This window comes from Azospirillum formosense (genome assembly GCF_040500525.1).
Classification (GTDB): domain Bacteria; phylum Pseudomonadota; class Alphaproteobacteria; order Azospirillales; family Azospirillaceae; genus Azospirillum; species Azospirillum formosense_A.
Genome location: NZ_CP159404.1, coordinates 324386 through 349668 on the forward strand (window position 1 = coordinate 324386; position 25283 = coordinate 349668).

Here is a 25283-nt window from a genome sequence, read left to right on the forward strand (position 1 = left end):
GTGATCTCCCGATCCTGTGATGGTTGGATGAACCGGCGCTCAAGTTAGAGCCGACCGGGGGAACGGCAATCGCCACAGGTGTTAAGCACGAGGAGCGGTTGGCATCCGAAAGGCACCCGAGGCATACGGAAAAGCAGAGGAAGGCGCAGAACAATTAAGGTTTTGTGGCGTTGTGCCGGGATTGGAAAAGCCAGAGGTTGAATAGGGGGTAAGGGGAATGAGCATGCGCCAACCGGATTGGCAGATCGCGGCTGGATCGGCGCCGCGGGGCGGCGATGCCCCGGCGGTCGACACGGCCGACATCCGGGTGCTTCTCGCCGACAGCGGCTGGCTGGCCACCGACGCCTCCACCCTGTCCGACGAGGACGATCTCTACGCCGCCGGGCTGACCTCCCACGGGTCGGTGAACCTGATGCTGGCGTTGGAGGAGCGCTACGGCGTCGAATTCCCGGAGAATCTGCTGCGCCGCCGCACCTTCGAGAGCATCGCGGCGATCCGAGCCGCGGTGGCCGGTCTGCTGGACGGCGCGCCGGGCGGGACGGGGGCCGGATGAGGGCGGCCGTGCCGGACGGCCCGGCGGCGATGCCGCCGGAGGGCGCCGCGGGGGTCGCCGCCGTCGCCGGGCGCCATGCCGACAGCGTCGACCGCGAGGCGCGCTTTCCCGTTGAGGCCTTCGCCGCCCTGAGGGAGGCGCGGCTGCTCGGCCTGATGGTGCCGCGGGATTTCGGCGGCGGCGGCGGCGGTCTGGCCGACGCGGCGGCCGTGGCCCATGCGCTGGCCCAGAAATGCCCGTCCAGCGGGCTGATCTACGCCATGCACCAGATCCAGGTGGCCTGCCTCGTCCGCCACGGCCAGGTCAGCGCGTGGCATCGCGGCTTTCTGGAGCGGCTGGCCGGGGAGCAGCTTCTGCTCGCCTCCGCCACCACCGAGGCCGGGATCGGCGGCGACGTCCGCTCCAGCGCCTGCGCGGTGGGTGACGAGCCGGGTGGCGCTTTCCGGCTGGAGAAGCAGGCGACGGTCATCTCCTACGGGGCTCAGGCCGACGCGATCCTGGTGACGGCGCGGCGCTCGGCGGACTCGCCGCCCTCCGATCAGGTCATCGTGCCGGTTCTGCGTGGGCAGACGCAACTGGAGGAGATCGGCGGCTGGGACACGCTGGGCATGCGGGGCACCCACAGCGTCGGCTACCGGCTGGTGGCCGAGGCCGGGCGGGAGCAGATCCTGCCGCTGCCCTACGCCGACATCTCCGCCCGCACCATGCTGCCGGTGACCCACATCCTGTGGAGCAGCGTCTGGCTCGGCATCGCGACGGACGCGGTGGCGCGGGCCGCCGCCTTCATCCGGGCGGAGGCGCGCAAGCGCCCCGGCACCCCGCCGCCGGGGGCGCGGCGGCTGGCCGAGGCGACCGCGGGGCTTCAGAGCATGCGCGGCATGGTGCGCGGCGCGCTTGCCCGGTTCGAAGAGGTGGCGGACGACCCCGACCGTCTCACCGCCCCGGGATTCGCCGTCGCCATGAACACGCTGAAGACGGAGGCGGCGGAGACGGTGCTGCGGATCGTGGGGCAGGCGATGCTGGCCGGCGGCTTGGCCGCTTACCGCAACGACAGCCCCTACAGCCTGTGCCGCCATCTGCGCGACGCCCACTCGGCGCCGCTGATGATCAACAACGACCGGATCCTGGGCAACACGGCGAATCTGCTGCTGGCGCACAGGGACAACGGCTCTCTCTTCGGCTGAGGCATTTTCGGAACGGAACGCGGATGGACATGCGGGCAGAGGGCACACCGGTGGAAAACGGGCAGGCGGCGTTCCGCGACGCGCTGGTCGCGGCCGGGCTGCTGATCCCCACGGGGGTCGACGGGCTGTACGGCCGCAGCGGCGTCTTCGAGGACGTCGTGGAGCGCTTCAACGACCTGATCACCACCTGGGGCGGCGCCGACGGGGCGGACGTCATGCGTTTTCCCCCGGGGGTGGCCCGCCACCAGTTCGAGCAGAGCGGCTATCTGAAGAGCTTTCCGCACCTTGCCGGCACCGTCCACGCCTTCAAGGGCGACGAGCGCGCCCACCAGTCCCTGCTGCGCCGGCTGGAGGAGGGGGAGGAGTGGACCGACGCCCAGATGGCGACCAACGTCGTCCTGACCCCCGCCGCCTGTTACCCCGTCTACCCGACCATCGCGGAGCGCGGGCCGCTGCCCGCCGAAGGCGCGCTGGTCGATGTCTATTCCTACTGCTTCCGCCATGAGCCGTCCCTGGACCCGGCGCGGATGCAGCTGTTCCGGATGCGCGAGTATGTGCGCGCCGGCACGCCGGAGCAGGTGATGGAGTTCCGGCAGCGCTGGGTGGAGCGGGGGCGGGCGCTGATGGAATCGCTGGCCTTGCCGGTCGCCGTCGATCTGGCGAGCGACCCTTTCTTCGGGCGGGCCGGCCGCATGCTGGCGGCCAGCCAGCGCGACCAGGGGCTGAAGTTCGAGCTGCTGATCCCCATCGCCTCGGCGGAACGGCCGACCGCCTGCCTCAGCTTCAATTACCATCAGGACCATTTCGGGCTGCTGTGGGATCTGCGGACGCCGGACGGCGCGGTCGCCCACACGGCCTGCGTCGGCTTCGGGATGGAGCGGGTGGCGCTGGCGCTGTTCCGCCATCACGGCCTGGACGCGAAGGCGTGGCCCGCCGCGGTGCGCGCCGTCCTGTGGGGCTGAGCGGGCAGGGGAGGCCGGGCATGGCGCATCCGCTCGACAGGCCGGACCGCGACTGGGCGGAGACCAACTGCTACACCGACCTGTGGCTCGGGCTGCTGCGGGCGCTGGGGATGGAGCCGATGGCGGCCCTGGCCTTCACCGTCGCACAGGATTTCGAAGGCGACCAGTTCACCTTCTTCAAGGCGCCGCCGGAAGACCTGCGCCGGCTCTATGGGCTGGAGGTGCAGGAACTCGCCCTCTACGACCGTGTGGAAACCCACGCGGCGGTGCAGGTGGCGCGCGGCCGTCTCGTGCTGGTGGAGGTGGACGGCTATCATCTGCCGGACACCCGCGGCACCTCCTACCGCGCGCAGCACGTCAAGACGACCATCGCGATCCTCGGCATGGACGCGGGCGCGCGGCGGCTCGATTACATCCACAACGCCGGGCGCTTCACGCTGGAGGGGGAGGATTACGACGCTCTGTTCGCCCCGGCGCCGCTGTTCCCCTACGTGGAGTTCGTGAAGCGCAGCGGTCAGGCCTTGCAGGGAGAGCCTTTGATGGAAGCGTCCCGCGCCCTGCTGTCCGATCATCTGCGCCGCCGTCCGGCGGGCAACCCCATCGCCGCCTTCCGTGCCGCGTTGCCGGAGCATCTGGAAATCCTGGCGGCCCGGCCGATGGACTACTTCCATCTCTACGCCTTCAACACGCTGCGGCAGGTGGGGGCGAACTTCGAGCTTCTCGGCATGTACGCGCGCTGGATCGGCGGGCCGGCCGACGCGGCGGAGGCCTGCGCCACCCTCTCCGCCACCGCCAAGGCGCTCCAGTTCCAGCTCGCGCGCGGCGTGCACCGGCGGCGCTTCGGCGATCACGCCGAGCCGCTGGAGGCGATGGAGCGCGCCTATGACCGCGCGCTTGGCGCGCTGGTCCGCCGTTGCGGGTGACGGAGGATGGCGCGCCTTCACGCCGTGACGGGCCGCAGCGTGACTTCCCTGTCCACGGGGTGGGAGCTGTGCGTGACCGAACCGGGGGCGGTGCCCGGCGGCGATTGGCTGCCCGCCCCGGTGCCGGGCACCGTCGCCCAGGCGCTGCGCGAGGCCGGGCTCTACCGGCTGGGTGACCCGCTTCCCCTGCACGACCGCGATGTCTGGTACCGCTTGCGGCTGACCGGTGAGGGGCCCTGCACGCTGCGCTTCCACGGTCTCGCCACCGTCGCGGAGGTCTGGCTGGACGGGAAGCGCATCCTGAGTAGCGCCAGCATGTTCCAGCGCCACGACGTTCCGGTGACGCTGCGCGGGACGCACGCGCTGCGCCTCGTCTTCCGCGCCTTGAATCCGGTGCTGAAGGCGCAGAGGGGCCGGGGGCGCTGGCCGGTCCGGCTCGCCGGGCCGGCGGGGCTGCGTGCGGTGCGGACGACGCTGCTCGGCCACATGCCCGGCTGGTGCCCGCCGGTGGCGGCGGTCGGCCCCTGGCGTCCGGTCGAGCTGATCACGGAATCCGGACCGCTGCGCGTCCGCTCGGCGGATCTGCGCGCCACGCTGGAAGGGCGGGACGGCCGCTTGTCCCTGGCTCTGGCGGTGGAGTGGAGCGGCTCCGCCCAGCCGCCGGGCTGGCTGGAGGTGGGCGCGGCGCGGACGCCCCTCCGCTGGGCCGGGCCGGGGGAGCTGCGCGGCGATCTCCGCCTGCCGGAGGTCGCGCCCTGGTGGCCGCACAGCCACGGCAGCCCGACGCTCCACACGGTGCGCGCGGCGGTCGGCGACGCCCGCATCGATTTGGGCCGCACCGGCTTCCGCCGCGTCGAGCGTGAGCCCGGCGACGGCTTCGCCCTGCGCGTCAACGGGGAGCGCGTCTTCTGCCGGGGGGCCTGCTGGAGCAGCCCCGACATCGTCGCCTTGCCGGGGACGCGCGAGGCCTACGCACCTTGGCTGGAGACGGCGCGGCAGGCCGGCATGACCATGCTGCGGGTGCCGGGCATCGCCGTGTACGAGGCCGACGCCTTCTTCGACCTGTGTGACGAGATGGGGATTCTCGTCTGGCAGGATTTCATGTTCGCCAACTTCGACTATCCCGCCGACGAGCCGTTCCTTGACGCCGCCCGGCGGGAGGCGGCGCAGTTCCTCGACCGGGTCCAGGCCTCGCCGTCGCTGGCCGTGCTGTGCGGCGGCAGCGAGGCGGAGCAGCAGGCGGCCATGCTCGGCCTGCCGCGCGAGCGCTGGAGCCAGCCGCTGTTCGACAGCGTCCTGCGGGACGAGGCGGAGCGGGGGCGGCCCGACGTGCCCTATGTGGCCAACTCCCCGACCGGCGGGCCGCTGCCCTTCGCCGCCGACGCCGGGGTGACCCATTACTACGGCGTCGGCGCCTATCTGCGCCCGCTGGAGGACGCGCGCCGGGCGGCGGTGCGCTTCGCCTCCGAATGCCTCGCCTTTGCCAACATGCCGGCGGCGGGCGCGCTGCCCGGCGTGCCGGCGGTCCACGACCCGCGCTGGAAGGCGCGCGTGCCGCGCGACCCCGGCGCCCCCTGGGATTTCGAGGATGTGCGGGACCACTATCTGCGGACGCTGCACGGCGTCGAGCCCATGGTCCTGCGCTACGAGGACCCCGACCGCTACGCGCGGCTGTCGCGCGCGGTGACGGGGGAGGTGATGGAGGCCGTCTTCGCGGAGTGGCGGCGCACCGGCTCGTCCTGCGCGGGCGGGCTGGTCTGGATGTTCCAGGACGTCTGGCCGGGGGCCGGCTGGGGCGTGGTCGATTCCGCGGGCGTGCCGAAGGCGGCGTGGCACGCGCTGCGCCGCGCCTTCCGGCCGGTGCAGGTCCTGCTGACCGACGAGGGGGTGAACGGGCTGGCGGTCCATCTGCTGAACGAGACGGCGGAGCCGGTGGAGGCGGTGCTGACCCTGACCGCCCTGCGGCGGGGCGAAGTGCCGGTGCTGCGGGCCGAGCGGGCGGTTGTCCTGCCGCCGCGCAGCGCCCAGACCCTTCCGGCGGCTTCGCTGTCCGATCGCTTTTTCGACCTGACCGGCGCCTACCGCTTCGGCCCGCCGGCGCACGACGCGGTGGTGGCGGCGCTGTCCGACCCGCGGTCCGACGCCCTGGTGGCCGACGCTTTCCATTTTCGCGACGGCGGGCGGATGGAGCGGGCGGAACTGGGGCTGGACGCCCGCCTGGAGCGGACGGAGGAGGGGTGGGCGCTGATCCTGTCCAGCCGGCGGCTCGCCCGCTCCGTCCATGTCGAGGATGACGGGTTCCGGCCGGAGGAGGAGTGGTTCCATCTGCCGCCGGGAGGGGAGCGCCGGGTCCGGCTGATCCCGCGCCACCCTGGCGCCGCGGTGCCCGATGGCGAGGTCCACGCGTTGAACGCCCTGGAACCGGCGCGCTACCGGGGGGCCGCATGACACCCGATGCTCCCGCACCCGTCCTGTTCGAGGGATGCTTCGGCTGGCTGCACCCGGCGGCCGGACGACGCGGTGTCGTGCTGTGCGCCCCCTATGGCGCGGAGGCGCTGGCCACCCATCGGCCGTGGCGTGCCTTCGCCCAGGCTCTGGCCGAGGCCGGGCTGCCGGTCCTGCGCTTCGATTATCCCGGCACCGGGAACAGCGCCGGGGACGAGGGCGATCCGGCCCGGCTGGAGGCATGGCAGGCCGGCATCCGCGCCGCCGCCGGCCATCTGCGTGCCGTCGCGGGAGTGGAGGAGGTGGCTCTGGTGGGGTTGCGGCTCGGCGGGCTGCTCGCGGCGGCGGCGGCGCGCGCGGCGGCGGCGGACGCCCTGGTCCTGCTGTCCCCCTTCCCGTCGGGCCGAGCCTTCCTCCAGGAGCTGCGGGCGGTGGCGCTGCTCGCCGAGCGTCCGGCGGACGCCCCGCCGGCGGTCGGGCCGGAGGGAATCGACAGCGCCGGCTTCCGCCTCTCCCCGGAGGCGGCGGAGGCATTGCGGGAACTGGACCTTGCGCGCGTGACCGAGGCGCCGGCGCCGCGCGTGCTGATCCTCGACCGTCCGGAGGGCCGCGCCGCCGCCGTGGCGGAGCGGTTCCGCGCGCTGGGGGCGGCCGTGGAGGAGACGCCCTTCCCCGATCACGCGCGGCTGATGACCAGCGTCCAGCACGCCGCTGCGGACTGTTCGGCCTTCGCGCGGGTGGCGGAATGGCTGTCGTCGGATTTGGCGCCCGCCGGGACGGCCACGACCGCGCCGCCGTCCGATCCCCGTCTGCGCCTTGCCGGAGCGGTGGAGCGCCCGCTCCGCTTCGGCCCCGGCGCCGGCCTGTTCGGCATCCTCTGCGAGCCCGTCGCCGCTGCGGAGGGGCCCGCCGTTCTGCTGCTGAACAGCGGCGCCACGCCGCACACCGGCACCGGGCGCATGTCGGTGCGGCTGGCCCGCCGGCTGGCGGCGCGGGGGATCGCCTCCCTGCGCCTGGACCTGGGCGGGCTCGGCGACAGCGCGTCGAAGCCGGGGCGCCGCGACGGGCTGATCTATTGCCGGGACATGGTGGAGGACGCGCGGGCCGGGCTGGACGCCTTGGTGGCGGCGGGGCATGGCACCGCGGTCGCCGTGGGGCTGTGCGCCGGGGCGGCGGTGGCGCTGCACGTCGCGTTGGCCGACCCGCGGGTGGTCGGGCTGGCGCTGGTCAATCCGGGCCGCTTCGTTCTGGGGGACGGGGTGACGCAGGAGGAGGCCATCGGCAGCGCCGTGAAGCCGGCCGCCGCCTATCTTCCCCGGCTGACCGAGCCGGCGGTGTGGCGGGCCATCCTGCGCCAGGACCGCAAGGCGTCGCGCGTCGTCCGCGGCCTGTCGGAGCGGGCGGCCCGCCGCCTGCGCATCGGGGCCGGGCGGCTGCGCGCCGGGCTGATGGGACGGGGCTACGCGCGGGATGACGTGCTCCACGCCTTCCAGGCGCTGTCCGACCGCGAAGTCCGCACGCTGATGGTGCACAGCGAAGGTGACGTGACGCTGGGCGAATTGGAGGCGCAGGCCGGGGTGGACGGCGGGCGGTTGCGCCGGATGGCCGGCCTGTGGATGGAGCGGCTTGCCGGGGCCGATCACAGCCTGATGGAGCGCGCCGCGCGGGAGCACTTCGCCGAACTGCTGGATGAACTGCTCGACCGCATCGGCACGGGCGCGACGGGAGCCGTGCGCGGGCAGGGCCCCGGCCCACCGGAAGGGACCGGGGCTCTCCGCGTCAATCACGCGACGGGAAATAGCCCAGCATGAAGATGAAGAAGAACAGCGACTGGTAAGGCTGCAGGTTGTTGAGGGCGACCGGGGTGGAAACGACACCACCACCCGGGCTCACCGCCACGGTGGCACCCGTGGGACCGCCGCTGACCGTGCCCTGGGAGGAAAGCGCGCCGGTCAGCGAGCTTCCGGTGGGCGGCGTCGGCAGGCTGGAGGCCGGGATGTAGGGGCCGTCGAGGACAACGTCGTAGCTGGGGTCGATGAACTGTCCACCCAGCACCGCGGGAATGGCGGACGGGATGTTGCTGGTGCCGGCGGCGGGGTTCAGCGGGACGGTGACCGTCGCGTTGAACGGCACGGTGCCGCCTGCGCTGCCGCCCTGGAAGGCGGCGCCGTGGGTGTGCGCCGGCAGATTGTTGCCGGTGATCGTCGTGAACTGCGCTCCGCCCGCATTCCCGGTGTTGATCGTGCTGCTGGTGTAGGGGCTGGTCCCCGGTCCCACCATCACGCGGCCGCGAAGGTCCGGCAGGTTGAACGTCGAGTTGTTTGGCCCGCTGCCGAAGGCCCCGGCCGTGATCGCCCATAGGGCTTGGTACTGGCTCGAGTTGACAGCTTGTCCCAGGCATTGCTGCGTGTTCACGGGGGCGAAGTTGCCGGCGAATGGAAAGACGGACCCTATGTAGAAATCCATGGCGAATTCTCCGGTGGAATCGATGCGCTGGGACGGACGGTGCGCGGTGCCGCGACGGCGCCGGACGGCCGTGGCTCAGTTCAGGATCAGTTCGAAGCAGCCCCGCTCGGGGTCGCGCGGAATGACCCGCACAATGTAGAAAGGTCCCAGCGGTCCCATCGTCGGATGGTCGATCTGGTAATTGCCGTTCCACAACTGGCTGGGGCCGTAGGTTTCGAAGAGGGCCGAAAAGGACGTGCGCTTTGCCCAGCGCGGCGTGCATTCCGGACGCGGCGTCACCTTCGTCAGCTCGACGTCCGTGATCACGGACCCGTCCTCCGGGGCCACGAAACGGAACGTCTGGCCGAGATGAGGGGCGAACATCTCGTGAGAGATGGTGGCGATGTCGATGGTCATCTCAAAGGTCCAGGCTCAAATTCTGAAAGTACGGCTGTCGTTCCGGGTGTGCCAAGCCAACGCGCCGCATCCGTCCATCCAATGTTCGACGATCGGGTTCGACCCCGGATCAGTCGCGCATCGGGAAGATGCCGCTGGTGACGATCAGCATGGTCAGCGCCAGATAGGGCTGCATGTTGTTCAGCGGAGACGGGTTGGTGACGCCGCCGCCCGCCGAAATGCTCACCGAGCCGGTCAGCCCGCCCAGCGTGACGGTGCCGCTGGCCGAGCCGACGAGCGCCGAGCCGTTCGGCGCGGTGCCGGAGCTGTAGGGGCCGTCCAAGGTGACGCCAACGCCGCCGGAATCGTTGAGCTGGAACGCGCCGAGATAGTTGTTTCCGCCCACCGGGGTGCTGCTGGCGCCGACGACGGTGCTCACCGGGATGGCCGCGGCGGCGGAGACGGTCGCGCTGGTGCTGCTGCCGGACGGCGTGAAGGTCGCGGCGTGCGTGTGCGCCGGCAGATTCTGCACGGTGATCGTGTTGTTCGCGACGCCGCCGAAGTTCCCCGGATTGAGCGACTGGTTGTTGAGGTAGGGGCTGGTGCCCGAACCGACCATCACGCGGCCGCGCAGGTCCGGGAGGTTGAAGTTGGTCGAGCCGTTGCCGCCGTACATCGCGCCGGTGACCGCGAACAGCGCCTGGTTCTGGCTGACCTGCATCTGCTGTCCCAGGCACTGTGCCGTGTACTGGGGGGCGTAGGCGCCGGTGAACGGGAAAATCAGGCCGAGGTAAACTTCCATGGTGATACCTCCTGTGAATGAAACCGGTTATGGCGGCTCGTGGCCAGCGTCCCCTTAAAGACGTGCCGCGCCGCCGAATGTGATAGAAAGCATACTGGTATATTCTCCTGAACGGCTAGGGCGGGAGCAATAGGCGATACAAAAAGTTACTTTCTCCGACCGTAATCTTTGCGGAACGACCCTCTGGTTGCATATCCTTGTATGTTATTGACCGGCCCCGGCGGGTCGGGAGCCTGCCACGGGTGGTTCGCCTGGGGTATTGACCCATCGCCGACCATGTCCGAACCGCACCGGACCGACGCCGAAGCGGGCGACTCGCGCTGTGCGCGCGGCCGCGATGGTCCTGAACGGCGATTCTTGCGTTGGGCTCGCATCTTCGGCTATTCAGAACCTGCGCTTGCGCTACCGGAAAGGGTGTGGCCGATGGCCGTTCTGAATGGATCGTTGCCGCTGCTCGGCGGGTTGACGGTGCGGTTTCCCCGCCCTTCGGACGACGATTTTCTGATGGGGCTGTTCATGGACGCGCGCCCCTGGCTGGCCAAGGCGCACCATGACCCCGACTTCATCCGGACGCTGTACGAGCAGCAGTACAGCGCGCGGCGGATGGGGCAGGAAAGCCGCTATCCGGAGCATCTGGATTTCGTCGTCGAGAAGACGGGCCAGCCGGTGGGGCGGATCGTGATGGATCTGGGCCGCTACGACTGGCGGGTGTCGGAGGTGGAGATCCACCGGTTGGCCCGCGGCAAGGGCATCGGCACCGATCTTCTGCGCAGTTTCCAGGGGACCGCGGCGCAAATGCGCATCCCGATCACCTTGTCGGTGGCCGAGGTGGAGACGCGCGTCCACTGGTTTTATTACCGGCTGGGTTTCGATCTTCTGGCGAAGACCTCGCCCTCGCTGGAACTGATCTGGCTTCCGCCCGGCCATCCGGGACTCCAACACCTGCCGCCGCAGATCCTGCCGGCCCAGATGCAGCAGGGCGGAGCGTCCTGACGGCGGCTGTCCCGGGAAAACGGATCGACCGCCCTCTCCCTCCGAATCGGTTTCAGACTCCGCCCCGGCTTGCCGGACCTGTGACATCGGCGTGCGGTGTTTTGCACGCAAATGTCCGATGCCGCGATGCCATGGCCCTGTGAGGGGCGAGCGTTTGGCGTCAAAAGCATCCCCGCGTATGAGTTCGTTTCAGCAATGAAATAGAAGGCGCTTCGCCGAAGCAAATTCGTCGAATTATGACATGCCATTCTTTCAGATGATGCGGTTCTATGCAAATCGGGTGGCACTTTTGCAGCTTGAATAGGCCGATGCCCTGTCAACGACTGTGAAAAGGTGGTAGGGTCCCGCAGGTTATTCACTTTTTGGTGACCGCTTTCGGCGTAAGGTCGGGCGGTGTTGCGTATGGCGGGAGACTGGCGATGACGCGCAAGCGTGGTTCGAATGGCAACGGCGTGAACGGGCGTTCCGGCATGGCGCGCAAGCCGTCCTCATCGATGTTCGCGATGGCTCTCGAACCGCGCTTCATGTTCGACGCGGCGGGCGCCGTCACGGCCGCCGAGGTCCATCAGCAGCCCGACCAGCCTTCGCCGGGCGATCAGGCCGCCGCCAAGGCCGCCGACGCCGACAAGCTGGCCGACTGGGCCATCAGGGAGTCGACGGTTCCGGCCGCCGCCGCGCCCCCGGCCTCCTCCGCGCCGTCGCTCACCGAGCCCGCGGCGGTGACGGCGCGGCTCGCCGGGCTCCAGGGACCGGCCCGGTCGGTTGTGTTCGTCGACACCAGCGTGTCCGACTACCAGACGCTGCTCAAGGACATCGCGCCCGACGCCAAGGTCGTCCTGCTCGACCCCCAGCAGGAGGCGCTCGGCCAGATGGCGAAGGCGCTGTCCGGGATGTCCGGCCTTGATTCCGTCCAGGTCGTCAGCCACGGCAACGAGGGCCATCTCTACATCGCCGGCCGCGCCTATTGGGCGGACGGTCTGGCGAACCGTGGGCAGGAGCTCCAGGCGATCGGCGCCGCGCTGAAGCCCGGCGGCGACATCCTCTTCTACGCCTGCAATGTGGGCGCCGGACAGGCGGGGCAGGAGTTCGTCCAGACGGTCCATCGGCTCACCGGGGCCGACGTGGCGGTGTCCGGCGACGAGACCGGCAACGCCGCCGGCCAGAACTGGACGCTGGAGGTGCAAAGCGGGGCCATCGAGGCGGCGATTCCCTTTGCCCGCGCGTCCATGGAGACCTTCAGCGGCCGGCTGGGAACCGTTGTCGTCACCTCGGCGACCGGAACGGCGGCGGGATCGTTGAACCATGCGATCACGAACGCGGCCGCCGGGGACGTGATCGAGTTCAGCTCGACGCTGACGTCCAGCAAGATTTCACTGAGCGGCACTACCACGGCAGCCACCCCAAGCCCCCTGACGGCGGCGGCTCAGAGCTTCACGATCAACGGCGACGTGGATGGCGACGGCATCGCCGACATCACGATCTCCGGCGCCAACACCGGCAACGTGCCCGCGACGACGGACTACCGTGGCATTCTCTTCAATGCATCCGGCAAGACGCTGACGGTCAAAAACGTCATCATGGAGCGCTTTTATTCGGGCTCCGCCCTGCAGGGCCCGCTGACGTTGCAGAACGGGTCGCTCGAAGTGGATGGCGTAACCTTCAGGAACAATTTGAACAACGTCATCGTCACCACCACCCTGTCCACATCCGTGACGATCAAGAACTCGGTTTTCCGTGAAAACACAGGTGTGGTGTCCGGTACGGCGGGCTTCGCGGTCGTTCGTGCGCAGGTGAACGACACGCTGACGATCGAGAACAGTCTGTTTGCAGACAACAATTACGTCATGAACATGGGGTCGAATTCGGCTCTCTACCCGGGCTCCATTATTGCGCAAACTCACAACACGGCTGCCTATACGGTAAACATACGCAACGTCACCATTGTCAACAACAGCTACGTCAACAATGATGCCGGCGCTGTCGGTGTCAAGACAGCGGGCATCGGCACCTATTCCGGTGCATCGGCGACTGTGAACGTTTACAACACGATCATTGCGGGGAACTCCGGCAATCTTGGCGGGACAAGTTTTGCCGATCCGAACGCCATCATTTACAACAGCGCTAACATTACCCTGAACGCAGGCAACAATTATCAGGGCGCCATCACCGGCAACGCGATCTTCGTCGACTCCACCAACGCCACCAAGAGCCTGCGCGATTATCGTCCGGCGTCGACCGCGACGACCTTCATCAACGCCGGCGACAGCAGCAACGCGAACCGCTACGGCGGGAACTATGACATCCGCGGCATCGACCGCATCCGTGACGGTGCGCTCGACCTCGGCGCCTACGAAGTGCATTGGAACGTGGGCGAGCCGTCGGTCGACCTGAACGGGGCGGGCGCCGGCACCGGGGAGTCCGTCAGCACCTCCACCCCCGCCACCGGCGTGCTGATCGCTCCAAACGCCGTCCTGAGCCAGACGGACAGCGACACCCGCCTGCTCGGCGCCACCATCGCCCTGTCCGGCACCTCCGACGGCGCGGCGGAAGTGCTGAGCATGCTGGCGGCCTCCGTGGCGACGGCCAAGACCTATGGCATCAGCGTCACCGGCAACGACACGTCGACGATCACCCTGCGGGGCGCGGCCAGCGTGGCGGGCTATCAGGCCGTGCTACAACTCATCCAGTATAAGAACACCGCCGGCAGCGCCACGGCGGGCACCCGCACCGCGACCGTCACCGTCAACGACGGCGAAACGACCAGCACCGCGCGGACCAGCCAGATCACCGTCGGCACTGGCTCCGACACCACGCCCCCGGCGGTCAACAGCATCGCGGTGTCCGGGACCCCGGCGGCCAACGCATCCTCGGTCACCTACACGGTGACGTTCAGCGAAGACGTGTCCGGTGTGGACCCCACCGACTTCACGCTGGCGACGACCGGAACGGCCTCCGGCACGATCGGCACCGTCACCCAGGTGTCGGCCAGCGTCTACACGGTTTCGATCACCGGCATCTCCGGCACCGGCACGCTGGGGCTGAACCTGAAGGGCACCGGCACCGGAATCAAGGACACGGCGAACAACGACATCGCCGCGGGCTTCACCGGCGCTACCCACACGGTGGACAAAGTGGCGCCGAGCTTCGACGTCGCCGCCGCCACGTCCAGCATCACCAACACTGGCTTCACCCTGTCCGCCAGCCTCAATGAGGCGGGGACGATCTATTACGTCCTCGTCGCCCGCAACGCGACGGCTCCGACCGCCGCGGATGTCGAGGCGGGCACGGCTTCCGGCGGCGGGGCGGCGCTGAAGTCTGGCAACCTGAGCGCGTCGTCGTCCCCATTCGACGGCAGCGGCTCGATCACCGGACTGACCGCCGGCACCGACTACGACCTTTATGTCGTGGCGAAGGACAGCGCCGGGAACCTCATGAGTGCGCCGGTCAAAGTCACCGTCTCCACAACGGGCGGAGCCTCCAACGGCGCGCCGGTGAACAGCGTGGTACCGAACGTGTCGGGTACGGCGACGGTGGGCAACGCGCTGAGTGCAACGAACGGCACCTGGAGCGATCCGGACGGCGACCCGCTGAGCTACAGCTACCAATGGTACCGGGCGGACGACACCAACGGCACCAACGCCGCCTCGATCAGCGGAGCGACGAGCGCCAGCTACACGCTCACGACCTCCGACGCCCACAAGTACCTGCGTGTCGTGGTGAGGGCCAACGACGGCAACGCCAACACGACGACCGCCTCTTCGGCCTACACGGCGATCCTCAACAGCGCGCCGGTGAACAGCGTGGTGCCGAGCGTGACCGGCACGGCGACGGTGGGCAACGCGCTGACCGCGACGAACGGCACCTGGAGCGACGCTGATAATGACAGCCGAACCTTCAGCTACCAGTGGTTCCGCGCCGACGACACCAACGGCACCAACGCCGCCTCGATCAGCGGGGCGACCAGTGCCAGCTACACGCTCACGGCGTCCGACGCGCAGAGGTACCTGCGCGTGGTGGTGACGGCCAACGACGGCAAGGGTGCCACGCCGACGGCGACCTCGGCCTACTCGTCGCAGGTGGCGGCTGCGGGCAACGGCGCGCCGGTGAACAGCGTGGTGCCGAACGTGTCGGGTACGGCGACGGTGGGCAACGCGCTGAGCGCGTCGAACGGCACCTGGAGCGATCCGGACGGCGACCCGCTGAGCTACAGCTACCAATGGTACCGGGCGGACGACACCAACGGCACCAACGCCGCCTCGATCAGCGGAGCGACGAGCGCCAGCTACACGCTCACGACCTCCGACGCTCACAAGTACCTGCGTGTCGTGGTGAGGGCCAACGACGGCAACGCCAACACGACGACCGCCTCTTCGGCCTACACGGCGATCCTCAACAGCGCGCCGGTGAACAGCGTGGTGCCGAGCGTGTCGGGCACGGCGACGGTGGGCAACGCGCTGAGCGCGACGAACGGCACCTGGACGGACGCCGACGGCGACGGCCGGACCTTCAGCTACCAGTGGTTCCGCGCCGACGACACCAACGGCACCAACGCCGCCTCGATCAGCGGGGCGACCAGTGCCAGCTACACGCTCACCACCTCCGACGCGCACAAGTACCTGCGGGTCGTTGTGACGGCCAACGACGGCAAGGGCGGCACGCCGACGGCGACCTCGGCCTACACGGCGGTGCTCAACAGCGCGCCGGTGAACAGCGTGGTGCCGAGCGTGTCGGGCACGGCGACGGTGGGCAACGCGCTGAGCGCGTCGAACGGCACCTGGAGCGACGCCGACGGCGACGGCCGGACCTTCACCTACCAGTGGTTCCGCGCCGACGACACCAACGGCACCAACGCCGCCTCGATCAGCGGGGCGACCGGCGCCAGCTACACGCTCACGACGTCCGACGCCCACAAGTATCTGCGTGTGGTGGTGACGGCCAACGACGGCAAGGGCGGCACGCCGACGGCGACCTCGGCCTACACGGCGATCCTCAACAGCGCGCCGGTGAACAGCGTGGTGCCGAGCGTGTCGGGTACGGCGACGGTGGGCAACGCGCTGAGTGCAACGAACGGCACCTGGAGCGATCCGGACGGCGACCCGCTGAGCTACAGCTACCAATGGTACCGGGCGGACGACACCAACGGCACCAACGCCGCCTCGATCAGCGGAGCGACGAGCGCCAGCTACACGCTCACGACCTCCGACGCTCACAAGTACCTGCGTGTCGTGGTGAGGGCCAACGACGGCAACGCCAACACGACGACCGCCTCTTCGGCCTACACGGCGATCCTCAACAGCGCGCCGGTGAACAGCGTGGTGCCGAGCGTGTCGGGCACGGCGACGGTGGGCAACGCGCTGAGCGCGACGAACGGCACCTGGACGGACGCCGACGGCGACGGCCGGACCTTCAGCTACCAGTGGTTCCGCGCCGACGACACCAACGGCACCAACGCCGCCTCGATCAGCGGGGCGACCAGTGCCAGCTACACGCTCACCACCTCCGACGCGCACAAGTACCTGCGGGTCGTTGTGACGGCCAACGACGGCAAGGGCGGCACGCCGACGGCGACCTCGGCCTACACGGCGGTGCTCAACAGCGCGCCGGTGAACAGCGTGGTGCCGAGCGTGTCGGGCACGGCGACGGTGGGCAACGCGCTGAGCGCGACGAACGGCACCTGGAGCGACGCTGATAATGACAGCCGAACCTTCAGCTACCAATGGTTCCGCGCCGACGACACCAACGGCACCAACGCCGCCTCGATCAGCGGGGCGACCGGCGCCAGCTACACGCTCACGACGTCCGACGCCCACAAGTACCTGCGCGTGGTGGTGACGGCGAATGATGGCAAGGGCGGCACGCCGACGGCGACCTCGGCCTACTCGTCGCAGGTGACGGCTGCGGGCAACGGCGCGCCGGTGAACAGCGTGGTGCCGAACGTGTCGGGTACGGCGACGGTGGGCAACGCGCTGAGTGCAACGAACGGCACCTGGAGCGATCCGGACGGCGACCCGCTGAGCTACAGCTACCAATGGTACCGGGCGGACGACACCAACGGCACCAACGCCGCCTCGATCAGCGGAGCGACGAGCGCCAGCTACACGCTCACGACCTCCGACGCTCACAAGTACCTGCGTGTCGTGGTGAGGGCCAACGACGGCAACGCCAACACGACGACCGCCTCTTCGGCCTACACGGCGATCCTCAACAGCGCGCCGGTGAACAGCGTGGTGCCGAGCGTGTCGGGCACGGCGACGGTGGGCAACGCGCTGAGCGCGACGAACGGCACCTGGACGGACGCCGACGGCGACGGCCGGACCTTCAGCTACCAGTGGTTCCGCGCCGACGACACCAACGGCACCAACGCCGCCTCGATCAGCGGGGCGACCAGTGCCAGCTACACGCTCACCACCTCCGACGCGCACAAGTACCTGCGGGTCGTTGTGACGGCCAACGACGGCAAGGGCGGCACGCCGACGGCGACCTCGGCCTACACGGCGGTGCTCAACAGCGCGCCGGTGAACAGCGTGGTGCCGAGCGTGTCGGGTACGGCGACGGTGGGCAACGCGCTGAGTGCAACGAACGGCACCTGGAGCGATCCGGACGGCGACCCGCTGAGCTACAGCTACCAATGGTACCGGGCGGACGACACCAACGGCACCAACGCCGCCTCGATCAGCGGAGCGACGAGCGCCAGCTACACGCTCACGACCTCCGACGCTCACAAGTACCTGCGTGTCGTGGTGAGGGCCAACGACGGCAACGCCAACACGACGACCGCCTCTTCGGCCTACACGGCGATCCTCAACAGCGCGCCGGTGAACAGCGTGGTGCCGAGCGTGTCGGGCACGGCGACGGTGGGCAACGCGCTGAGCGCGACGAACGGCACCTGGACGGACGCCGACGGCGACGGCCGGACCTTCAGCTACCAGTGGTTCCGCGCCGACGACACCAACGGCACCAACGCCGCCTCGATCAGCGGGGCGACCAGTGCCAGCTACACGCTCACCACCTCCGACGCGCACAAGTACCTGCGGGTCGTTGTGACGGCCAACGACGGCAAGGGCGGCACGCCGACGGCGACCTCGGCCTACACGGCGGTGCTCAACAGCGCGCCGGTGAACAGCGTGGTGCCGAGCGTGTCGGGCACGGCGACGGTGGGCAACGCGCTGAGCGCGTCGAACGGCACCTGGAGCGACGCCGACGGCGACGGCCGGACCTTCACCTACCAGTGGTTCCGCGCCGACGACACCAACGGCACCAACGCCGCCTCGATCAGCGGGGCGACCGGCGCCAGCTACACGCTCACGACGTCCGACGCCCACAAGTATCTGCGTGTGGTGGTGACGGCCAACGACGGCAAGGGCGGCACGCCGACGGCGACCTCGGCCTACACGGCGATCCTCAACAGCGCGCCGGTGAACAGCGTGGTGCCGAGCGTGTCGGGTACGGCGACGGTGGGCAACGCGCTGAGTGCAACGAACGGCACCTGGAGCGATCCGGACGGCGACCCGCTGAGCTACAGCTACCAATGGTACCGGGCGGACGACACCAACGGCACCAACGCCGCCTCGATCAGCGGAGCGACGAGCGCCAGCTACACGCTCACGACCTCCGACGCTCACAAGTACCTGCGTGTCGTGGTGAGGGCCAACGACGGCAACGCCAACACGACGACCGCCTCTTCGGCCTACACGGCGATCCTCAACAGCGCGCCGGTGAACAGCGTGGTGCCGAGCGTGTCGGGCACGGCGACGGTGGGCAACGCGCTGAGCGCGACGAACGGCACCTGGACGGACGCCGACGGCGACGGCCGGACCTTCAGCTACCAGTGGTTCCGCGCCGACGACACCAACGGCACCAACGCCGCCTCGATCAGCGGGGCGACCAGTGCCAGCTACACGCTCACCACCTCCGACGCGCACAAGTACCTGCGGGTCGTTGTGACGGCCAACGACGGCAAGGGCGGCACGCCGACGGCGACCTCGGCCTACACGGCGATCCTCAACAGCGCGCCGGTGAACAGCGTGGTGCCGAGCGTGAGCGGGACGGCGACGGTGGGCAGCGCGCTGAGCGCGACGAACGGCACCTGGACGGACGCCGACGGCGACGGCCGGACCTTCAGCTACCAGTGGTTCCGCGCCGACGACACCAACGGCACCAACGCCGCCTCGATCAGCGGGGCGACCGGCGCCAGCTACACATTGACCAGTTCGGATGCCCACAAGTATCTGCGTGTGGTGGTGACGGCCAACGACGGCAAGGGCGGCACGCCGACGGCGACCTCGGCCTACACGGCGATCCTCAACAGCGCGCCGGTGCTGAGCACGGACGCGCGCAGGCTGACAGCCATCAACGAGGATGCCACGAGCAACGACGGCGACACCGTGGCGGCCATCCTCGCCTCCGTCGGCACCGCCACGGATGTCGACGGAAACGCGCTGGGCATCGCGATCACCGCGACCGATACCGGCAACGGCACGTGGCAATACAAGACCGGAGCCGGGAGCTGGACTACCATCTCCGGCGTCTCGGCCATGTCGGCCCTGCTGCTTTCCAGCACCGACCGCGTGCGCTTTGTGCCGAACACCGACTACAACGGGTCGGTCGCCAACGGCATTACCTTCAAGGCGTGGGATCAGACCACCGGCACGGCGGGGACCACGGTCGGCAACGACACCACCGCGAATGGCGGGCAGGGAAGCGGCCGCCAGTTCAGTGCCGACAGCGCCACGGCGGGGCTCGTCGTGATCGCGGTGAACGACGCGCCGGTGCTGACCGACACCGTCCTTACCCTGCCAAGCGTCGCCCAGGCCGCTGGCGCGCCCAACGGCGCCGTCGGCGTGGCCGTGTCGTCCCTGGTGGCGCTCGGTGGGAATGTGGCCGACGTGGACAGCGGTGCCGTCACCGGCATCGCGCTGGTCGGCGTGGACCTGTCGGAAGGCGGCACCTGGTTCTACAGCACCGATGGCGGCACCAATTGGACCGCTGTCGGAACGGTGAACGACAGCGGCAACGCGCTGCTGTTGCGACCGACCGACCGGCTCTACTACCAGCCGACGGGCGCCAACGCGGGCGTCCTCGGCGCGGCGATCACCTTCCGTGCCTGGGATCAGAGCAGCGGCACCGCCGGGACCAAGGTGGCGACGACGGGCGGCGGCGGCACCTCCGCCTTCTCCACGGCCACGGACACCGCCAGCCTCTCGATCACCCCGGCGGCATTGACGAGCACCGTGACGCTCGCCACCGGGTCGGACACGGGCGTCAGCAACACGGACCACATCACCAAGGCGAGCAGCGTCACCTTCGACGGCAGCGGCGCCAACGCGAACACGACCGTGCGGCTCTACGCCAACGGTTCGCTGGTGGCGACGGCCACGGCCGACGCGTCGGGCGCCTACAGCTTCACCGGCGTCGACGTGTCCGGCTTCGACGGTGCGGTCGGCTTCACCGTCCGCCAGGCGGTCGCCGGGATGGAAAGCACCGACTCCGCCACGCGGACCGTCACCTTCGACCGCACGGCGCCGACCGTCGCGATCACCACGGTGACCGGCGACAACGTGCTGAACGCCGCGGAAAGCGCGGTTCCGCAGACGGTGGCCGGCACCACGACGGGGGTCGAGGACGGCCAGACGGTCACGGTGACGCTGAACGGCAAGACCTACAGCGCGACGGTGACCAACAACGCCTGGAGCCTGACGGTCCCCTCCACCGACCTGCAGGCGCTGACAGATGGCGGCACCTACGCCATCACCGCCGATCTGACGGACGTGGCGGGCAACGCCGCGGTCCAGGCGACTCGCAGCGTCTCGGTCGACCGCACGGCGCCGACCCTCGCCATCGCCACCGTGGCAGGCGACAATGTGCTGAACGCGGCGGACAGCGCCGTTGGGCAGACGGTGTCGGGCGTCACCAACGGCGTCGAGAACGGCCAGACGGTCACGGTGACGCTGAGCGGCAAGACCTACAGCACGACGGTGACCAACAACCGTTGGAGCCTGACGGTCCCCTCCACCGACCTTCTGGCACTGACCGACGGCACCAGCTACACCGTCACCGCCAGCCTGACCGACGCGGCGGGCAACCCCACCCAGGCGACCCGAAACGTGTCGGTGGACCGCACGCCGCCGGCGGTGGTCAGCGTCACGCCTCCGCCGGCGCGGACCTATCTGCCGGGCGAGACGGTCAGCTTCTTCGTTCAGCTCAGCGAAGCGTCCATCATCAATGGCGGCAGTCCGGTTCTGGAACTGGCGATTGGAAGCGAGATCCGCAACGCCGTCTACAACGCGGCGGGCAGCACCGGCACGCTGCTGCGGTTCGACTATGTCGTTCCGGTCGGCGACCGCGCGCCGCAGGGCATCGCGGTCCTGGGGCTGGCGCTGAACGGCTCCATCGTGACGGACGCGGCGCAGGGTCCGCTGGTGACGACGCTGATGGGCGTGGGCGACACCAGCCAGGTGCGCATCGACACCCCGATCCCGGCGAAGCCGGTCGGGACGGCGTTGAGCGGCCTGTCCGACTCCGGCGCGTCGGCGACCGACCGGCTGACCAACGTCACGAGGCCGACGCTGTCCGGCACCGCGGAGGCGAACGCCACGGTGACCGTGATGGTGGACGGCAAGGCCGTGGGGACCACGGTGGCCGACGAGAACGGCTTCTGGGTCCATCGCCTCCAGACGGCGCTGACCGACGGGACGCACAGCATCACCACCACGGCGACCAACCGGTTCGGCATCGTCAGCGATCCGTCCGACGCGTTGGCCGTGGTGATCGACACCGCGGTGCCGGTGGCGCCCGCGCCGTCGGTGACCAGCGCCACCGTCGCCGGTGCGGCGGGAGGCGAGCGGATCTCGGGGATCGCCACGCCGTCCCTGGCCGGGACGACGGAAGCCGGCAGCACGGTGAACGTCCTGGTCGACAGCAAGGTCGCCGGAACGGCGGTCGCCGACGCCAACGGCGCCTGGACTTTCCAATTCACGGCGGCGCTGGCCGACGGAACCCACAGCGTCCAGGTGCAGGCCACCGACAGGGCCGGCAACGTCAGCAGCCTGTCGGCGGTCACCACCCTGACGATCGACACCACGCCGCCGGCTGCCCCGACGGTGACTCTGAACACCACCGCCGGCAGCACGCCGGTCGTGCAGGGCACCGCCGAGGCCAACAGTCTGGTCACGGTGACGATCAACGGTCAGACCGTCGGCACGGCGCGCGCCAGCGCGTCCGGCGCCTGGCAACTGGCCCTGGCCGCTGACCTGAGCGTCGGCAGCTATGTGATCACGGCCAAGGCGAGCGATGCCGTGGGCAACACCGGCAACGCCGGCACGACCACCTACTCGGTGGCTCCGCCGCCGCCGCCGCCGGCCGTGGTGGTCGCGGCGTCCTCCGGAAACACCACGACGGCGGCGTCCTCGTCCAACTCTGTGGCGGCGACCGCCGGAGGGACCGGGACAACGCAGACGACCGGGCCGACTCTGGGCACCGCGCCGACCCTGCCCAGCCTGCAGATGAGCAGCGATGCCGGTCGCGTCATCACCAGCTCGTCCATCAACAGCGGGGGCGGTGCCGGCAACGGGAACAGCAGCACCGACGCCGGACGCTCGATCACCCTCGGCAACCTCGGCAACTCGTCCAGCAGCGATGCCGGGCGCTCGATCACCATCTCCGCGATGGGCGGGGCGCCCGCCGGTGGCGGAACCGCAAGTTCGTCCAGCGGGGTTCTGGGCGGCGGCACCGGCGGGTCGAGCAATTCCGGGTTGAGCGGCGTCGTCAGCGGCGGGTCGGGCCTGGGTGGTTCGAGCTTGGGTGGTTCGGGCTTGGGCGGATCGGGCCTGGGCGGATCGGGCCTGGGCGGATCGGGCCTGGGGGGCACCGCTGCGGGTGGAATTGGCGCCGGTCCGGGGGGCGCGGGTGCCGGCTCCGGCGGCGCGTTCGGTGGAGGCTCGGCGGGTGGTGTCTCGGGCACGGGCTTCGGTGCGGGGGGGCCGGCGACGGGCGGACCCGCAGCCGGCGGTGCGGCGACAGGCACTGGAACGGGCAACGGCGGCCTGAACGGTGGCGTCGCGGGCCCGGGTGCTGCGGGCGGCGCGGCTGGGGCGGCCGCCTCTGGCGGCACTCCGGGCGGCAGCGCGGGGCCCGGAGGCCCCGGGACCGCGTCCGGCGGGCCGGGCGGCGCACCGGGAAATCGGCCCGGCGGCCAGACGGGGTCCGGCTCCACCATCGAGAGCGCGCCGGCCAATCGGCCCAACGGCCAAGCTGGATCGCAAGGACGGCCGCAGGGGCAGGGCCAGCCGCAAGGACAGCCGCCGGCCGGCGACGCGCCGACGGGCGGCGATCCGGGCACCGCTCCGGCGGCTCCGGACGGACAAGGGCAGGCTCCCGGCCCGCGCGCCGACCTCGACGGGACCGCGCTGGCCCGTCCGGCCTTCTCCCGTCAGGTCGCCCAGATCCATGGCGCAGCCGACGCCCAAACCGCGGCGTTGCTCGCCGCCCTCACCACGCATGTTCCACCGGGAAGCCGGGCGGCCTAGCGCCGTCCGCGCCTTCCATCGCCGTCTTCGCCTAAGCTTTTCTTTCCAAATGGATTGCCGACGAGAATGACCCGGTTCGCTCCCTCCCTCCGGCCGCGGGGCCACAAGGCCCGCGCGTCCTTCGCCCTGGCTGTCGCCGCGCTGGTCGCCAGCGGATGTTCCGTCAGCCCGAAGCCCCTGACCGATGACGAAAACGTGTCCCGCCTCCGCGAGGACATGTCGGTCATCATGTCGCCGCAGGAGCCGATCGCCGGCCCGGTGTCGATGCACGAGGCGATGGCGCGGGCCATCAAGTACAACCTTGATGAGCGCGTGAAGCTGATGGAGATGGCGGTCGCCAACCAGCAGCTCGACCTGTCGCGGTTCGACATGCTGCCGCGCCTCGTGGCGGGGGCGGGCTACACCGGGCGCAACAACGAGTCCGGGTCGGAAAGCCTCAACCTCGCCACCGGCCGCCGCACCGGCGAGAGCACCACGGCCACCGATCGGCATCGCCGGACCGCCGACCTGGGCTTCACCTGGAACATTCTCGATTTCGGCGTCAGCTACCTGCGCGCCCGCCAGAACGCCAACCTCGTCCTGATCGCCGACGAACGCCGCCGCCGCGTCGTCCAGGGCATCCTGCAGGACGTGCGCACGTCCTATTGGCGCGCGGTCGCGGCGGAGCGGCTGCTGAAGCGGATCGAACCGCTGGAGAAGCGCATCGAGGCGGCGCGCAAGAACGCGAACGCCCTGGAAGCCCAACGCGTCCAGGCCCCGTTGCAGACCCTGTCCTACCAGCGCGCGCTGGTCGACACGCTGCGCCAGCTCCAGACGCTGCGGCGCGAGCTGGTCGCCGCCAAGTCGCAGCTCGGCGCGCTGATGGGGCTTCCGCCGGGCGAGAACTTCAGCATCCAGATGCCGCCGGACGTCACCGGCAAGGACGTGCCGGCGATCACGGCGTCGGTCGAATCCCTGGAAACCTACGCGCTCCTGAACCGGCCGGAGCTGCTGGAGGAGTCCTACAACGCCCGCATCACCGCCGACGAGACGCGCCGCGCCCTGCTGAAACTGCTGCCGGGCATCGACCTGAACGCCGGCCTGCATTACGACAGCAACAGCTTCCTGCTGAACCAGCGCTGGGCCGATTACGGGGCGCGGGTGTCATGGAACATCCTGTCCCTGGCCTCGGCCTCGGACACCCACGCCTTCTCCAAGGCGCAGGAGGACCTGGTCGCCTTCCGCCGTCAGGCGCTGAGCGTGGCGGTGCTGAGCCAGGTGCGCGTTGCGATGGTGCAGTTCCGCGAGCTGTCGCAGGAATTCTCGCTCAACGCCGACCAGGCGGCGATCGACCGCCGCATCCGGCAGCAGTACGTCAACAGCAGCACGGTCGGCCAGCAGGGCGACATGAGCGTGATCCAGGCCGAGGTGTCGGAACTCGTCTCCGACCTGCGGCGCGATCTCGTCTACGCCGACCTGCAGAACGCCTACGCCCGCGTCATGGTGTCGGCGGGCGTCGATCCGATGCCGGAGGCCGTGCCCTCCCAGGATCTTGCGACGCTCCGTCAGGCGGTGTCCGACGGGCTGGGCGCCTGGCAGCAGAAGGCCGGCGGTACGGCGCGCCTCCAGGATCTCCTGGTTCCGGCCACGACCTCCGAGAAAGCCCCGGCCGAAAAGGCTCCGGTCGACACGGCGACCGAGCCGAAGACCGCCCCGGTCGCCACCCGCGGCGACGAGCCGGCGGCGCGCAAAGCGTCGGCGCCGGAGCGCGTGACGGTGGCGGAGCTGCCGCCGCTGCCGGCCGCCTCGATGACCGCCCCGATGACGGTGTCCTTCAGCCCGTCCACCGGGTCGGAGCCGGTGAAGGTCTACTCGGTTCCGCCGAGCGCTCTGGCCCCGCTGGGGCGCCCCTCCGCCCGCTGACGCCGTTGGGGCGGCGCAGCGGCGTCGCCCCCTTTCGGCTGTGCCGGTGCGGTGCTGCTGAAACAAATAAGCGTACGGGACGGCTTGCCGTCCCTGGATCGTTGCGCTTCCGGAGCAAAGGGTGCAGAAAATCTCTGCCATGATGTGCCGATTT

At 70.0% G+C, this 25283-nt stretch carries 12 protein-coding genes; 9 read left to right on the top strand and 3 right to left on the bottom strand.

Going from position 1 to position 25283, the window contains the following annotated elements; all coding sequences use genetic code 11:
* Positions 1-301 precede the first annotated feature (301 nt).
* The 6 genes from ABVN73_RS22300 to ABVN73_RS22325 are packed head-to-tail and all read left to right on the top strand — an operon-like array spanning position 302 to position 7878.
* Entirely contained in the window at positions 302-553 is a 252-nt protein-coding gene (locus ABVN73_RS22300; RefSeq protein WP_353861425.1) for an acyl carrier protein, read from the top strand.
* Positions 550-1737: an acyl-CoA dehydrogenase family protein gene (locus tag ABVN73_RS22305; RefSeq protein WP_353861379.1), complete on the top strand. Its 1188-nt coding sequence runs from the start codon at positions 550-552 to the stop codon at positions 1735-1737. The genes ABVN73_RS22300 and ABVN73_RS22305 overlap by 4 nt, the downstream gene beginning before the upstream one ends.
* A gap of 23 nt (positions 1738-1760) precedes the next feature.
* Positions 1761-2699, top strand: a complete 939-nt coding sequence (locus ABVN73_RS22310) for an amino acid--[acyl-carrier-protein] ligase (protein WP_353861380.1) — start codon at positions 1761-1763, stop codon at positions 2697-2699.
* A gap of 20 nt (positions 2700-2719) precedes the next feature.
* Positions 2720-3622 carry a DUF1839 family protein gene (locus tag ABVN73_RS22315; RefSeq protein WP_353861381.1) on the top strand — a complete coding sequence of 301 codons (903 nt, stop codon included), beginning with the start codon at positions 2720-2722 and terminating at the stop codon, positions 3620-3622.
* Positions 3623-3628: 6 nt separating this feature from the next.
* On the top strand, positions 3629-6070 hold the full coding sequence (locus ABVN73_RS22320) for a glycoside hydrolase family 2 protein (RefSeq protein ID WP_353861382.1): 2442 nt from the start codon (positions 3629-3631) through the stop codon (positions 6068-6070).
* Positions 6067-7878 (top strand): alpha/beta fold hydrolase, encoded by a 1812-nt coding sequence (locus ABVN73_RS22325; RefSeq protein ID WP_353861383.1) that lies wholly within the window; start codon positions 6067-6069, stop codon positions 7876-7878. Before ABVN73_RS22320 ends, ABVN73_RS22325 begins: the two co-directional genes overlap by 4 nt.
* Here the strand turns inward: ABVN73_RS22325 and ABVN73_RS22330 are convergent.
* The 3 genes from ABVN73_RS22330 to ABVN73_RS22340 all read right to left on the bottom strand — a co-directional run bounded on the left by ABVN73_RS22330 (position 7847) and on the right by ABVN73_RS22340 (position 9710).
* On the bottom strand, positions 7847-8533 hold the full coding sequence (locus tag ABVN73_RS22330; protein WP_353861384.1) for a tail fiber protein: 687 nt from the start codon (positions 8531-8533) through the stop codon (positions 7847-7849). The genes ABVN73_RS22325 and ABVN73_RS22330 overlap by 32 nt on opposite strands.
* Positions 8534-8608: 75 nt before the next feature.
* Positions 8609-8929 (bottom strand): hypothetical protein, encoded by a 321-nt coding sequence (locus ABVN73_RS22335; protein WP_353861385.1) that lies wholly within the window; start codon positions 8927-8929, stop codon positions 8609-8611.
* A 109-nt stretch (positions 8930-9038) separates the two neighbouring features.
* Positions 9039-9710: a tail fiber protein gene (locus ABVN73_RS22340; RefSeq protein ID WP_353861386.1), complete on the bottom strand. Its 672-nt coding sequence runs from the start codon at positions 9708-9710 to the stop codon at positions 9039-9041.
* Between the two features lie 423 nt (positions 9711-10133).
* On the opposite strand from ABVN73_RS22340, the gene ABVN73_RS22345 reads away from it, so the two are divergent.
* The 3 genes from ABVN73_RS22345 to ABVN73_RS22355 all read left to right on the top strand — a co-directional run bounded on the left by ABVN73_RS22345 (position 10134) and on the right by ABVN73_RS22355 (position 25129).
* A complete protein-coding gene (locus ABVN73_RS22345; protein WP_353861387.1) occupies positions 10134-10703 on the top strand; it encodes a GNAT family N-acetyltransferase in 570 nt (189 codons plus the stop codon).
* Positions 10704-11122: 419 nt separating this feature from the next.
* Positions 11123-23227, top strand: a complete 12105-nt coding sequence (locus ABVN73_RS22350; RefSeq protein WP_353861388.1) for a DUF4347 domain-containing protein — start codon at positions 11123-11125, stop codon at positions 23225-23227.
* A 195-nt stretch (positions 23228-23422) separates the two neighbouring features.
* A complete protein-coding gene (locus ABVN73_RS22355; RefSeq protein WP_353861389.1) occupies positions 23423-25129 on the top strand; it encodes a TolC family protein in 1707 nt (568 codons plus the stop codon).
* Positions 25130-25283 lie beyond the last annotated feature (154 nt).

Excerpts from the sequence above, each read along its gene's own strand:
- ABVN73_RS22305 (WP_353861379.1), top strand. The coding sequence starts at position 550 with ATGAGGGCGGCCGTGCCGGACGGCCCGGCGGCGATGCCGCCGGAGGGC.
- ABVN73_RS22310 (WP_353861380.1), top strand. The coding sequence starts at position 1,761 with ATGGACATGCGGGCAGAGGGCACACCGGTGGAAAACGGGCAGGCGGCG.
- ABVN73_RS22315 (WP_353861381.1), top strand. The coding sequence starts at position 2,720 with ATGGCGCATCCGCTCGACAGGCCGGACCGCGACTGGGCGGAGACCAAC.
- ABVN73_RS22320 (WP_353861382.1), top strand. The coding sequence starts at position 3,629 with ATGGCGCGCCTTCACGCCGTGACGGGCCGCAGCGTGACTTCCCTGTCC.
- ABVN73_RS22325 (WP_353861383.1), top strand. The coding sequence starts at position 6,067 with ATGACACCCGATGCTCCCGCACCCGTCCTGTTCGAGGGATGCTTCGGC.
- ABVN73_RS22330 (WP_353861384.1), bottom strand. The coding sequence starts at position 8,533 with ATGGATTTCTACATAGGGTCCGTCTTTCCATTCGCCGGCAACTTCGCC.
- ABVN73_RS22335 (WP_353861385.1), bottom strand. The coding sequence starts at position 8,929 with ATGACCATCGACATCGCCACCATCTCTCACGAGATGTTCGCCCCTCAT.
- ABVN73_RS22340 (WP_353861386.1), bottom strand. The coding sequence starts at position 9,710 with ATGGAAGTTTACCTCGGCCTGATTTTCCCGTTCACCGGCGCCTACGCC.
- ABVN73_RS22345 (WP_353861387.1), top strand. The coding sequence starts at position 10,134 with ATGGCCGTTCTGAATGGATCGTTGCCGCTGCTCGGCGGGTTGACGGTG.
- ABVN73_RS22350 (WP_353861388.1), top strand. The coding sequence starts at position 11,123 with ATGACGCGCAAGCGTGGTTCGAATGGCAACGGCGTGAACGGGCGTTCC.